14 protein-coding genes and 1 tRNA gene are annotated in these 13589 nt (G+C 51.5%); 6 read left to right on the forward strand and 9 right to left on the reverse strand.

The window, feature by feature from the left end; all coding sequences use genetic code 11:
* The first annotated feature begins 104 nt into the window (after window positions 1-104).
* The 3 genes from brxL to EP376_RS19055 all read left to right on the forward strand — a co-directional run bounded on the left by brxL (window position 105) and on the right by EP376_RS19055 (window position 4472).
* Window positions 105-2192: a BREX system Lon protease-like protein BrxL gene (brxL, locus tag EP376_RS19045; RefSeq protein WP_127657222.1), complete on the forward strand. Its 2088-nt coding sequence runs from the start codon at window positions 105-107 to the stop codon at window positions 2190-2192.
* Window positions 2189-2878, forward strand: coding sequence for a hypothetical protein (locus tag EP376_RS19050; protein ID WP_127657223.1), 690 nt, complete (start codon window positions 2189-2191; stop codon window positions 2876-2878). Before brxL ends, EP376_RS19050 begins: the two co-directional genes overlap by 4 nt.
* Window positions 2879-3764: 886 nt before the next feature.
* Window positions 3765-4472, forward strand: coding sequence for a hypothetical protein (locus EP376_RS19055; RefSeq protein WP_127657224.1), 708 nt, complete (start codon window positions 3765-3767; stop codon window positions 4470-4472).
* Between the two features lie 20 nt (window positions 4473-4492).
* Here the strand turns inward: EP376_RS19055 and EP376_RS19060 are convergent, their stop codons facing one another.
* Window positions 4493-4873, reverse strand: coding sequence for a hypothetical protein (locus EP376_RS19060; RefSeq protein WP_127657225.1), 381 nt, complete (start codon window positions 4871-4873; stop codon window positions 4493-4495).
* Window positions 4874-5560: 687 nt separating this feature from the next.
* A complete protein-coding gene (locus EP376_RS19065; protein ID WP_127657226.1) occupies window positions 5561-6211 on the reverse strand; it encodes a hypothetical protein in 651 nt (216 codons plus the stop codon).
* A gap of 462 nt (window positions 6212-6673) precedes the next feature.
* On the opposite strand from EP376_RS19065, the gene EP376_RS19070 reads away from it, so the two are divergent.
* Window positions 6674-7135 carry a hypothetical protein gene (locus tag EP376_RS19070; RefSeq protein ID WP_127657227.1) on the forward strand — a complete coding sequence of 154 codons (462 nt, stop codon included), beginning with the start codon at window positions 6674-6676 and terminating at the stop codon, window positions 7133-7135.
* Between the two features lie 207 nt (window positions 7136-7342).
* On the forward strand, window positions 7343-7981 hold the full coding sequence (locus EP376_RS19075; protein WP_127657228.1) for a recombinase family protein: 639 nt from the start codon (window positions 7343-7345) through the stop codon (window positions 7979-7981).
* Between the two features lie 52 nt (window positions 7982-8033).
* On the opposite strand, the gene EP376_RS19080 is transcribed toward EP376_RS19075, so the two are convergent.
* The 7 genes from EP376_RS19080 to EP376_RS19110 form a co-directional block, all read right to left on the reverse strand.
* Window positions 8034-8333, reverse strand: coding sequence for a hypothetical protein (locus EP376_RS19080; protein WP_127657229.1), 300 nt, complete (start codon window positions 8331-8333; stop codon window positions 8034-8036).
* On the reverse strand, window positions 8330-8518 hold the full coding sequence (locus EP376_RS19085; protein ID WP_127657230.1) for a hypothetical protein: 189 nt from the start codon (window positions 8516-8518) through the stop codon (window positions 8330-8332). The genes EP376_RS19080 and EP376_RS19085 overlap by 4 nt, the downstream gene beginning before the upstream one ends.
* A gap of 442 nt (window positions 8519-8960) precedes the next feature.
* Window positions 8961-9323 carry a hypothetical protein gene (locus EP376_RS19090; RefSeq protein WP_127657231.1) on the reverse strand — a complete coding sequence of 121 codons (363 nt, stop codon included), beginning with the start codon at window positions 9321-9323 and terminating at the stop codon, window positions 8961-8963.
* A 204-nt stretch (window positions 9324-9527) separates the two neighbouring features.
* Window positions 9528-9896, reverse strand: coding sequence for a hypothetical protein (locus tag EP376_RS19095; RefSeq protein WP_127657232.1), 369 nt, complete (start codon window positions 9894-9896; stop codon window positions 9528-9530).
* Between the two features lie 67 nt (window positions 9897-9963).
* Window positions 9964-11169: a phage integrase SAM-like domain-containing protein gene (locus EP376_RS19100; protein ID WP_127657233.1), complete on the reverse strand. Its 1206-nt coding sequence runs from the start codon at window positions 11167-11169 to the stop codon at window positions 9964-9966.
* A 99-nt stretch (window positions 11170-11268) separates the two neighbouring features.
* Window positions 11269-11343, reverse strand: a tRNA-Phe gene (locus tag EP376_RS19105).
* Window positions 11344-11489: 146 nt separating this feature from the next.
* Window positions 11490-12110 carry a glutathione S-transferase family protein gene (locus EP376_RS19110; protein ID WP_127657234.1) on the reverse strand — a complete coding sequence of 207 codons (621 nt, stop codon included), beginning with the start codon at window positions 12108-12110 and terminating at the stop codon, window positions 11490-11492.
* 183 nt (window positions 12111-12293) lie between these two features.
* Between EP376_RS19110 and EP376_RS19115 the strand changes: the two genes are divergently transcribed.
* Window positions 12294-13556, forward strand: coding sequence for an FAD-binding protein (locus EP376_RS19115; protein ID WP_127657235.1), 1263 nt, complete (start codon window positions 12294-12296; stop codon window positions 13554-13556).
* Window positions 13557-13589: the final 33 nt, after the last annotated feature.

The raw sequence follows: 13589 nt of genomic DNA on the forward strand, positions 1-13589 counted from the left end.
ACCACTTCAGTGGGGGCACTCCACCATTTCAAAGAATACAGAAGCGTTCGTTACACAATTAAGCGGTCGTTCTCGAACGATTTTGACTTTTAAGGGAGCGGGATATGACAGCACTAGATGATAAGATTAACTCCCAGTTCCCTGGACTTGTCGTGCGCAAAGACCTCGTAAAGCAGGTCAAGGGGAACGCTATCGTTCCCACCTACGTGCTCGAATACCTCCTTGGGCAATATTGTGCGACCGATGATGAAGCCTCGATTGAAAGCGGTATCGAGACCGTCAAGGAAATCCTGCGCAAGCATTATGTGCACCGCAATGAAGCCAACAAAGTCCAGTCAGACATCAAGGAGCGTGGTCGTTACAAGGTAATCGACCGTATCAGTGTGGTCCTGAACGAGAAAACAGATGCCTATGAGGCTGTTTTCGAAAACCTTGGCATCAAGAAGGTCGCTGTCGATAGCGTCACGGTAAAAGAAAACCCAAAGCTCCTGGTGACGGGCATCTGGTGCATTGCTGATGTTCAGTATGAGTTTTCCGAAGACAGCAGGATTTCACCCTGGATCCTTGAACATCTCAAACCGATCCAGATCGCCAACTATGACTTCTATGCCTTCGTGACAGCACGAGAAGAATTCACGCTCGATGAGTGGATTGATGTCTTGATGCAGACCATTGGCTTCAACCCAGAAGCCTTCGGTCGGCGTAGCAAGCTGCTCCAGTTGATGCGTCTCATTCCCTATGTGGAACGCAACTACAACATCATCGAACTTGGCCCCAAAGGCACAGGGAAATCCCACATCTATTCAGAATTCTCCCCCCATGGTCAGCTGATTTCCGGCGGAGAAATCACCGTTGCAAAGCTCTTTGTGAACAACAGCAACGGGCGCATCGGTCTGGTCGGTTTCTGGGATGTGGTGGCCTTCGATGAGTTCGCAGGACGAGACAAGACAGCCAACCGTGCCCTCGTCGATATCATGAAGAACTACATGGCGAACAAGACCTTTTCCCGTGGTGTGCAGACCATGGGAGCAGAGGCCAGTTTCGCTTTCGTGGGCAACACAGACCACAACGTGCCTTACATGCTGAAGAACAGTGACCTCTTCGAGGCACTTCCTGTTCAGTTCCACGATTCAGCCTTTATTGACCGCATTCATGCTTACCTGCCTGGGTGGGAGGTTGATGTCATCCGTGGAGAGATGTTCACAAGCGGCTATGGTTTCATCGTGGACTACTTAGCTGAGATCCTCCGCCATCTACGGTCAGATGACCTTTCAAACCGCCACCAAGCCTTCTTCTCGCTCTCTGACAGCATCTCAACTCGTGACCGGGATGCTATCAACAAAACCATGTCTGGCTTGATGAAGCTGCTCTTCCCTGCTGGTGGAGAAACCCAAGAGGAGGTGGAAGAGCTTCTGAAACTTGCCATCGAATGCCGTAAGCGGGTGAAGGACCAGCTGAAACGCATTGATGCGACCTATCCCGTTGTCGAATTCTCCTACATGACAAAAGGCGGGATGAAGACCAGCGTTCAGACCCTTGAAGAGATCCAGTTCCCTGCCTTCTACCACAAGTCACTCAGTGATGATGAGGATGACGGGGCCGTATTGGAAGAACACGTCCAAACGGAAACCACTTCTTCACCTTCTGTTCAGAACACTGTCAGAACAGCAACAAAGGTTGACACCCCAGCAGAGCCAACTCCGAGCGAAGATCACGTTGTGGTTTCTGAAAACCAGAAGGGCATCAGTTTCGACAAGCTGTTCGGGAGCCATCTTAGAGGCGCCACGGAGATTAAGCTGACAGACCCCTATCTGCGGGTCTTCCATCAGATGCGGAACCTGATGGAATTCATCGAAACCGTGGTTAAGTTCAAGGCACCGGAAGATGATGTCACCGTCCATATCCTGACCTCCCCCGATGACATGCGGATGGAGCAGCAAGTTCAGTATCTCGAACAGGTTCAGCTCAATGCTGAGGCTGCAGGGGTCCGTGTCACATGGGAGTTTGATGGAACAGGCACGATCCATGCCCGCCACATCATCACGAACACAGGCTGGAAGATCCTACTCGACCGTGGGCTGGATATCTTCCAGCGTTTCGAGATGAATGATGCCTTCAACCTAGCAAACCGCATCCAGGAGCAGCGTGCCTGTAAGGCTTTCGAGGTGACATATGTGAGGGCGGCGAATTGAAAGTCTTCTTTGATACAAACATTTTTTCGGCAAGCCGCTCCTACGAGAAAATCATATCGACAAAAAAAATCCATTGGGGGGATATCGAATTCAAAAATGAGGAGCAATCGTATCAACGAAAAATCGCCGAAAATCCTGAACACCAAGCTCTTCTATATATCGGAGCTTATGGGCGCTCTGGTGCATTTTCTGCACACATAACACGAAGTATCAAGCTGGAAATGCTTCCTCAGAGCCGCTTCGCAAGGGATACGGAAGCAGATGCGTTGCGGGGTATAGGTGTTCAAACACATCCTGACATCATTGAACTATCTTGCTTCAGGAGTTTTACGCTTATAGATGACCTGATGAAGATAAAGCCAGCAATGACTGAAGCCATTGGGATAATCAAGGACATGAATGACTCAGATATCAGCGTTGCTTTCAGCATGATCAACGCTGGCTGCACTTATGAGGATTTTCTAAATCGAATCGGTGCGGTGAAAAAGATCGCAGCGATATTCGATAGAAAACATTGGCCTGACGCCTTTCACTATGTCTCTGCTGAGCACAATGGTGCAGACTTTTTTCTCACTTGTGACCAAAAATTTCTAAACTTTGTTAGGAATACAGCAGAGTATAAAAGTCCCTGTATTGCTTTATCGCCGACACAACTACTTCAGAATTTGAATATCGCAACTCACTGAACAAATCCATGGATAACACATGTTCAGCATAGGATGCAAAGATCGTGATGGCGAGAAAGTGCGCATAGAGCAGCCGCACCCCAAGCGTTGCTCTCGAAGCCGAAGCTCCGGGGGGGGGGATTCGAAAGAAACGAGGCAGAAAGTCGCATTGATAATCGAGCGCCCCAAGAAAATCCAGTTTCAATTCGAATCGGTACAAAACTTTCCGTCCGCTATTTAAATGGTCCAAGAGCCGGTGTCCTTCCCAAATTTTGATTTCAGGAGACAACTAATGACCGACGCTTCGAGATGGGTGGGTATAAGTCTGCGGGTACCGACAGTCCACGAGGTGAGGCATTGGAAGGAGCGCAACTCTATGACATCGTCAATTTTAATCATCGCAATGAAGATATTCGTGTTCAAGTGATTGAAATAAAAAATGAGCGAACAACCACCTAATGTTGTGTAATAAAGTCAAGAAGCGTGTACTGAAAAGGCGCTCAGACATCTCGAGAAAAATGAATGCCTCGTAAAGCAAGTCATGGCTGGAGCACTGCGCAACAGGGAGGCTATCGGCAAGGCAGTCGACCTCGGAAGCTATATTCTCGGCAACCAAAAATTGACCAATCACTTACAATAATCCAGGCAGCAGGACTTCAATATATCGTTAAGTCACTATGCCTCAATCCTGATTGTTCCAGAAAAACCTCAACTTCCGCTATAAATCTTGCTGCGAACCATAAATTAGCCGATCTAAGCCCCGAAGACGTGGAACAAAAATATCCATGCAAAGGATGCGGCAAAACCAATAGCTTATCGATTTACTATAGCAGAAGTTAGAACAAGCGGAAAGATTTCGATTAGTGATCGCACTACAATTGACCTCCATTAATGATGAGTTTTATGAATGGCAAAGCGCTACTGGCAAATAAAGTCGAGCAAACAACATATTCGGCTATGGTTCGAGTTCCTGAAGCTCGCCAAGCAAGATCCAAACCTTGAAGAGAACTTCGAACGATCCCGAGAGTTCTACGCTCCGTGGGGCGATGTCACTCCGGAGACGATGTTCGATCCGTGGTGGTCTGAGCACAAGCACCTGTTCAGCGACAATCGGGTGCTGGAGGTCAGCAAAGCCAGCAAACGCCCAAACGTGATAAACATCCAAGTGCCGCTAGACGTCTCAGTGTCCGTCACATTGAAAGAAGTGAAGAAGCTGATCGAGGAAAAGCAGGAAGAGCGGATGAGGGAGCTCGGCATTGATCCAACAAACCGCAAGTCGAAAGCGGTCCCCTTTGGCACCTACCATCTGACAGCGGGTCCCGAGTTTGACGGCAAAGCATACAACGGCATCCTTCTGGTCTACCAATACTGGATTGATCTTGGACAACCGAAGCCGATCAACGATACTGTCATCGATGCGATCCGAGCGAAGTTCGATCAGAGGGCGAAGGCAGCAACGTCCGACCGCCCGAACTTCACGGTCGAAGACCGCTCCACCCCGGACAAAAAAGGAAACCTCCGGTACCGGGAGGAGGTCATCCGCCAATACCGGAGGTATATTATCAGAGGGATCGAGACAGCTAAAGCGGTATCATTTGGACGCTTTCCAAAGTGAGCCAAGACTGATCTAAAATATTAAAGCGTTCCACTATCCCGTATATGACAAAGCTCGTGCTCGATGCCGTAACATCCGTCATTGTAAGACTGATCAATCCAACCAGTAATTGCTTCAAGATCGTACTCCTTTTCGTTTTTCAGTTTTTCCTCAAAATCCTCGGTCATCGACTTCAGTATCCGAAGAATCTCTCCCAGCTCCTCATCGTAGAAATTTTGATTTGACAAAACCTCATTCCAAAACGTTTCAAAATCACAATGAAACACACCAAGAAAACCTCTCATTTCAACAAAGTCACGAAAGGTCTCCTCCTCAAAAAACCAAGTTTCTCCCCCACTGGCCTCAAGGGCTCGTTCGTTTAGATTATCGAATTCTTTGCAAATTTTGTTAATGATACACATATTTCTCTCCTTTTATTGATGTGTATGGAAACAATAAAATATTACATAAATATCTTTTAGGACTTCAGTTTACTTAACTCTCGTCCATACTCGCTCGGAAATTTTTAATTTCCCAACCAGAACATTTGAATTAAACTAAAAATAACAAAATCCATCCACGAGCTCACGATCAAATATTAGCTTGCTTTCAAAGAGCTGAGCTCTGCCGCAATCCAGCTTGCCTTCTGAAAAGTTGTATTCGGATTGAATGTGTCGAAGATTCACTGCGAACATTTCTATGACTTGAGGTGATCGTCTGCGACCGTACTAACTCAAATACAACCTCGTCTTGGGCAATGAAAGACCCTGAGCATTTTTCAATCACCCTAATTTCTTTCAATGGTTTCAATTGCCGTGCATGCTACAATGATATCTTTTCAACATTTACTTTCTCATTTTAGCTATTGAAAATAGGCTTTCTGAGTCACAGTCCTTTTTGGTGGAGATTCTTTTCTCACGTGAACTGTGCTACGCTATTCCCAATGATTTAAACCGTTTTCTAAAGTATATTTGAAAAGATCATTAAACGAATTTAATGAAGAACCTCCAACACCAGGGTGCCGGAGGTTCTTTTGAGGGATAGATATTTACGCTATTTGCTCCGAAGGGTTGACTTCCAACCCCTCATTCGACGTTAAAGACCAACGCCTAAACTAGATGACGTCGCAGGCTCTCGATTGTAAATCCAGCTCGGAACCTTTCCTCAATTTCTTTCTCAAAATCTAGAGTGCCCTGAAGTGATGACAAGAGCATCTCGGTGTCTACCCTTAGAGGGTCTCTTGCAAAGAACTTGAACACATCATCGGCCCCTCGATTCTCGGGTTCATTCAACTCCTTTACGACATCCATGACACTTTCCACTGGGACATTACCTCGTGGGGAAACGACTTTGAATGGCTTGAGCTCTGATTGATTTTCCGAGAACACGCTCAATTCTGACCGTAGTCTCTCACGGCAGGGTTGGTCGTGCCTCATAAACCACCCGATGTTGGAGCTCCCGTCTTCAATTTCGGCATATCCCACATATTTACGTGACAGGAAGTACGTATAGACCCGCATGTCCTTCATGATTCCTTTACACTTTGTCATGTGATCAACATCTGACAGCGAGGCGTATCGGATCAAATATCCCGTCATGCCATTTTCGTTTTGCGGAATTTCATCCACTTGCACACGACTTAAGTTTTCACTATTTACATTCTCCTTATTAAGATACATCGAAACAATATCTGCTTTGGGCAATACGACTACTTCGTCAGTGTCCGCATTTCGATTGGTAAGAATTTTCATAATTGCCATTTTTTTCTCCTCGTGAAAAAAGTTTAGTTACCGGTTATTCGGTATATTCCTTATACTACCAGTGAATTTCTTAATTTAGGACTCCTGTTGATCAGACTTCAGTCCGAAATGCCGTCAAATTTAAATTCATCTACGATCTCGTCAACGACAAACCAACGTATGTTATGGACGCTGAATCTAAGAATAATCTAATATCCAGTTGTATCAGGCTTCCAACCTGAAAGGTGGAAGCGATCACGTCTCACGTCGGCGGATCACATCACAAAATAATCAAGCGGTTTAGGTGATCGGACTTGGTTTCGCCTTTGGTTCGGATAACCAACGCTCATCGTTCAATCCGAACTGCCTTTGGAAGCACACAAGTCTCCTCACCGTCGCCCGTGAGACGTCATACAACAAACATAGGCTTGAGATTCGCCGTAGCTGTGTCAGGCTATCCATCGACGACCATGGAGGCGACGGATGAAGACCTATACGACTGAACAAATACAGAGCATGTTCGACGAGCGCCACGGCACCAAGGAGATCAAACGCCTGATTTCCAATGCCAGACGTCTTGGCAACGAAGAAGCGGTCAGAATAGGAGAAGAGCGTCTCGCCCGACTGTTCCAAGAGGAGAAAGCAGGACAGAGCGCCGTCTACAACGCATTGATGAAGCAGGTGGAGGCTTATGAGGCAGTGCTCAGCCAAGGTGCTCCGAAGAAGCAGATCGCAACATATTCTCGACAGAAAATAGCGAGGGTCGGGGCAGTTCAGATGTTGAAAGACCTTCTTGCAAGGGATCCTGATACAATAGGGCTGAACAAGCTGAGAGAGACCGGAAATCTGCAAGCTGCCTACGAACAAGTAGTGATCGAACACCAACAATTCTTTCGACCAAAGGAAATTGCGGAAGCAAAACGTCGCCTTGGTATCAGCCAGTGATCATCCCAAATTCTTGTGCTCAGCGCCTTGTTGCCGACTAGTATTTATTCACTGCGAGAGAAATATACCGACCTCATTTCAAACTCTTTTTTCTCTGATTGCCCTCGGTAATCAGTCAGGAATTGCGATCATATCTGTCGTCAAATCTGGTCTTTGACTGGATATCTTCCCGAGCAGGAAATCATTTTTCCAGGGACGGAAACAGCAATGGTCGATTATGTCGTTTATTACAGGGTCTCGACTGAGCGGCAGGGGCGATCCGGTCTCGGGCTTGATGCCCAGAGATCGATGGTCGAGCGGTTTCTGGGACCAAACGACACGCTGCTTGCCGAGTTCACGGAGATCCAATCCGGCAAGCGGGACGACCGACAGCAGCTGTGGAAAGCGATCAATCTCGTCAAGAAGACCAAGTCCAAGCTGCTGCTGCCGAAGCTGGACCGCTTCTCACGCAAGGTTTCGTTCATCTCGGGGATCATCGATCAGGGCGTTGAACTGGAGGTCTGTGAACACCCCGGCGTCTCAACATTCTTCCTTCACCTGCTTGCTTGCTTTGCCGAGGAAGAACGTCGCCAGATTTCTGAACGAACACGGGCAGCTTTGGCGGAGGCAAAGCGGAGGGGCGTTAAGCTAGGTCAGAACGGGAAGCGTCTTGCCGAACAGCGTGCGAAGGATCGGCTACAGTTCGCACGTCAGATCAAACCCCATCTGGATGCTGCATGGGCGGATACTGCCTCTGCATCCGAAGTCGCTCGTTACTTCAACCAGATCGGATTGCCGACGGCGAACGGTGGCAGATGGCATGCGCAAACCGTTCTCAACTACACCCGTGCTTTGTCGGACAGTTGATTGCCACCTTGTCGGTGGCAACCAACAGGTTTCACCTCGTACAATCAATTCCTTAACGCCTTCCTTTTCCATCAAGCAGCTGTGCAGCCGTGATCTGTGCTGAGACAGACCCCAGTTGCTTCCGGCTGGCGATCAAGCCGTTGATGATGTCCGTCAGTGCCGATGCCAGTTTTGGATCGATAGACTTGTTGGATGACATTTGCCTGATCGGAACCTTTGCCGATTTCCATGACCTGACCGCATCGTCACCATGTCGCTTTCCTTGGGAGGCATAAGCGGCAACAGCGCCCTTCTGGATCAATCGCTCGTCCAACTGTTGACGCTGACGGCAGAACTCCTTGAACCCGATCATTTCGTTTTCACCAGGATCACTGTCACGTCCCCTGCCCCTCGCATCATCTCCTTGGCAGCCTTATCCAGAGCCTTGGTATCGGATGGATGATAGCGATCAAACACCTCGATCTGGTCAATCTGCTGCTTTTGAAGCGACCGGATCAGTTCTTGCTTGCTCTTTGGCTTGGTTACTGTGCTGATCATAGCCGAAACTCCTCGTCCCAGTCCTGATCCAGATCGATCCTTGGGACGACAGGAGGTATCCAATCGCTTGTTCTTTGGCGATTATCGCTTGAATGATCGTTTTCGGTCACGCTTTGCCGAAGTTCTTGGTCTTCCTGTAGCGCCTTCAGCTCTTTGCGACAGTATCGCTCAATAAAGTCGATTAGGATTGCTGTTTTGGAGATGTGCTTTCGTCTGGATATTTCGTCGAAACAGCTCTTTAGGTCTTTTGGGATATTGAAGTTCATTAGGATATCATTCATTTGTTATTCCTTTTCTATTATGGATTGATATTGGTTGAATTTGATTAGATTAGATTATTTTAGGTTAAGTTTCTTTAGAATATACTAAGAATTAAAGGTCGCCAGTCGGCGCCTCCTTATCTTTCATTAGCGATGATCACATTCGGTCGAGGAGTTTATACTCAGCGGGACTCAAAACATGTCGAATTCTGCCAATCAATAGCAGAGGAAAAGTCAACCTTCGTTCGGCTCTTCAGGCTGTAGAACAGCCACCCGTCCTCCCTCTCAGGGCCGTCGGGCTTTTCAATATGGATCTGCTTGTATCCAAAGCGGGTGCGCTGCCAGCACTGGTCTATATCATAGATAAATCGAGATAAGGGTCTGTTCTCTGGCTGCTCGATGATGGCGTGTATATGGTGGCGATGGGTGCTGTCGTGCTCCCTGACGACCAGCATCGAGAGCTGTTTGCCAAATCGCTTGTAGCTGTTGCCGAATATCGCCTTGTTCAGCATGTTCCGGAAATGCCGGAAGTTCTGCTCGGACACCGAGTCGTTGATCCATTGACCGTCAACGACTTGTCTCTGCGTTAGAGTTACGTTGACGGGATTGGGGACCCTATGATCCCAACAAAATTTGCGTATCTCGTTTTGGCAGTCCATCCATCAATCCCCGAATATAGATAATAAAATTATATTTATCTGATATTTATACGAGAAAGATGGATGGATTTGGCATTCAACGACTTTTTTTTACTTTCCGAAGCGTTGCCGGATCATGGCGCTGCGTTCTTCGATCTTATCATCGAACTCCCCTGCCCTGACCATCGCAACAAGTTCGTCGATGGTCGTCCGCAGGGCGTCCTCGTCGTCGCATGCAATCGCCGTCTTGTCCTTGGAAAGCTCGAGCGGCTTCTTGGCGTAGCGGACCTCCAGACGATACGAGCCATCTTCGACCTGCCAGAACCACATTCGGGGCGACCAATGCCCAGCGGCATGCAGCTCAAGCTCGGACAACTGCTTCTGCAGTCCGGCGATCAGCCGGTTGCGCTTGGTGGTGATCGAGTTGGTTTGCGGGCGTCCGTCGGACTTCACGAGGTTCAGTTTTGCGGTGGTTGTCATGGTGTTGCCTCCAATTGCGGTGTGACCTCTCGGTCCAGCCTTCCGGCGCAATGGACAACAGGGGCATTCAGGACTTTTTGAAGCTTTGCAGGTTCTTCACCTTCGCCGTCGTTGGTTCCATGTTCTTCAAATAGAACCTCTCCAGCTGATCGACGGACGTTCCGGCATTCTCGGCAAGCCAGTAGATATTGACGTCTCCTTCTGACTTCCGAAGCCGGGTCTGCAGAGCGTAATGGCGGAGAGAGTACGGCGATCTGGCATTGCCGCTGAGGTCAACCTTCAGCCCTGCCTTATCGAGAAAGTGGTTGAAGATCCGCCGATATGTGTTCACCGCTGTCGTCCGGTTCTTGTAGGCGTCCATGAACACGTAGTCGGTTGGGCTGGCATCCGGATAAAGCTCCTTCTGCTTCTCAAACATATCGACTGCCGCTTCCATGCTCGCCGACAACCGGAGACCTGTCTTGCCGTTGATCCTCATCAGGAGGTGCTTTGGGTCGTCCTTGACCTCAATATCCGCAAACCGGATGCCGAACAGTTCCGTTTCGGTCGGGCGAAGAAACGAATGAACCGCAAACACGATCAGGTTGTAATGCTCTCTGGTAACCGGAACGCCCCGGACGACCGTTGTTCCAGCGTCGGCGATCTCACGAGCAACCTTCAGCAGACGTGAGTATTCTGCCTCGGTGAACGAGACCCTTGGCTTGTCGACTGTCCGCTGCTTCGGCATTGGCGGGATGATGTCGATCACACCATCTTCCAGCGCCAACATCAGCACTTGCCGGATCACCCCGCATTGCTTCGCTTTGGTCGAGTTCGCCAGCGGCTCCTTGCGTCGGCTGTCGAGGAACAGCAGGTAGTCTCGGACCATCCCTGACGTGATTTTGCCGACGTCATGCTTGCCAAAATACAAGACAAGCCCATCGCCTTCACGGAACAGGATCTTGGACTGATCGCTGAAGGCGTATTTGCGGTTACTCGATTTAGCCTTTGATTTTGTCATCTGGGAGAGAAGCTTGGCGTAATGCTCAAACGACCTCTCCTTGGTCACCGCATGGCTGGTGTTCTGCTTGGATTTGTAGGACGCAACGATCTCTTCAGCGACCTCTGCCGCCTCAAGTCGGGTCGTCTCCTTCGTGGAGCGAACCACATACTTCCGGCGCACGCTGTCGTAGTACCGAGCATACCAGTACGCCGAGCGATTGGTCTTGTAGATCGACAGACCTTTGCGCAGGTGTTTGATCGAGATTTGCTTGTTTTTGGATTCTTCAGCCAATTCAGCAACATAGAGAAAAGTGTATAACTGTGTCTAACTTTACGCAGGACACACAACACCAATCAACGGTCTAATTTATCCAATAAAATCAGGGTTTTATGGTGCCCGGGGGCGGAATCGAACCACCGACACGAGGATTTTCAATCCACTGCTCTACCCCTGAGCTACCCGGGCACGGGAGACGGGTGACCGTCTGGGTGAGCGGGTTCTAGGCGAGGTCGGGCGGGGTGTCCAGAGGGTTTGGGGGATTTTTGCATGACGTTTGATGACCCCTCGAGCGCGCCTTGCTTGTGTGATCGGGACCGCTTCGAAACCATCCGTCAGGGCAACGGGATCGGGGTGACGTGATGGGGCACGTCATAGCCTTTCTGAACCGCCTCGCGCTCTGCGATCCGCCCATACCAGTCGCGCACATTGGGGAAATCGTCGAGGCCGATCTGCTGCCATTCGAAGCGGCTGATCCAGGGCCAGATCGCCATATCGGCGATGCTGTACTCGCCGGCCACGAAGTCCCGCGCCGTGAGCCTCTTGTCGAGGACGCCATAGAGCCGGCGGGCCTCCTTGGAATAGCGCTCTTCGGCATAGGCGCTCTTGCCGGGGTTGTATTTCACGAAGTGGTGGACCTGCCCCAGCATCGGGCCGACCCCGCCCATCTGCCACATCAGCCACTCGATCGTCGCCCAGCGGTCCTCGCCGAGGAACCGGTCGTGCTTTTCGGCGAGGTAGAGCATGATCGCCCCGCTCTCCATCAGGCTGCGGCCGGTCTCGTGGTCGACGATGGCAGGGATGCGATTGTTGGGTGAAATGGCAAGGAAATCAGGGGCGAATTGTTCGTCCTTGCCGATATCGATGGAGTGCACCTTGTAGGGCACTCCCAGTTCCTCGAGCAGGATCGAGACCTTGCGCCCGTTGGGCGTGGTCCATGTATAGAGGTCGATCATCGGCGGCTCCTCTCCGGCGAATTTTCGGCAGGCTGATCCAAAGCCGGAGGTTTTTCAACTGCCTATCTCGGGGATTCCGGCCTCAAGTCCCGCCAATGACCAGACGGATGCGGATTGCACATGACAGCGCATCAGGAAGAGGTAGTGTCGGGCCCCGGAGACGACACAGCGGGGAGGCATCGCGTGACAAGAACGAACTGGGCCGGCAACCTGACCTATCAGGCACGCGATCTGCACAGGGCCGCCGATATCGCGCAGGTGCAGGAGATCGTGGCAGGCGCGCGCAAGCTGAGGGTTCTGGGCTCGCGCCACAGCTTCAGCGCGATTGCCGATTGCAGCGATGCACAGCTGTCGCTCGAACAGATGAACCGGGTGATCGCACTCGACGCGGGCGCATCGCGTGTCAGGGTCGAAGGCGGCATCCGCTATGGCGATCTGGCCCCTGCGCTGCAGGCGCGGGGGCTGGCGCTGGCCAACCTGGCGTCCCTGCCCCACATCTCGGTCGTGGGAGCCGCGGCAACGGCGACGCATGGGTCGGGCTCAGAGACCGGGAACCTCGCGACTGCGGTCACGGCAATGGACATCGTGAATGCCTCTGGCGACGTGGTGCGCCTGTCGCGCGAGGCCGATGGCGACAGCTTTGCCGGGGCGGCGGTGGGCCTTGGCGCGCTGGGTCCGGTGGTTGGGCTCACGCTCGAGGTGGAGCCGACCTATGACGTCCGCCAGACGGTTTATGCGGGCCTGTCGCATGACGTGCTCGCCACGGAGTTCGAGGCGATCTTTGCCTCGGCCAAGAGTGTCAGCGTCTTCACCGATTGGCGCGGGCCGGACGCCAACGCCCTGTGGCGTAAGGAAAGGGTGACGTCCGACACCCCTGCCCCTCTGTCCGAGGCCTTTGGCGCGACAGCGGCGCGGCATGCCATGCATCCCCTGCCCGGAGGCGCGGCGGGCGATTGCACGGAGCAGTTGGGCCGTGCCGGGCCATGGCACGAGAGGCTCCCGCATTTCCGGATGGAGTTCACCCCGTCGAACGGGGCCGAGATCCAGGCCGAGTTCTTTGTCCCCCGCGAGGAGGCCGCGCGCGCCATCGCCGCGCTGCGGCCGCATGGCGAGCGGCTGGCCCCGATCCTCATGATCTCGGAAATCCGGACGATCGCGGGCGATGACCTCTGGCTCAGCCCCGCCCATCGCGGGCCGCAGGTCGCGTTCCATTTCACCTTTCATCGGGACTGGGAGGCGATCCGCGCCGTCCTGCCCGCGATCGAGGCCTCTCTTGCCCCGTTCGGGGCGCTCCCGCATTGGGGCAAGGTCACGACGATGGCGCCGGATAGGATCGCGCGGCATTTCCCCCGGCTGGAGGCGTTCCGCGATCTTGCGCGCAGCTTCGATCCCGAGGGCAAGTTCCGCAACGATTTCCTTGACCGGATGGTGTTCGGCACAGCGTAAGCCCCCCGCCCGCGCAGGAAAAAGGGCGCCCCC

Source organism: Alexandriicola marinus (assembly GCF_004000435.1).
GTDB lineage: Bacteria > Pseudomonadota > Alphaproteobacteria > Rhodobacterales > Rhodobacteraceae > Alexandriicola > Alexandriicola marinus.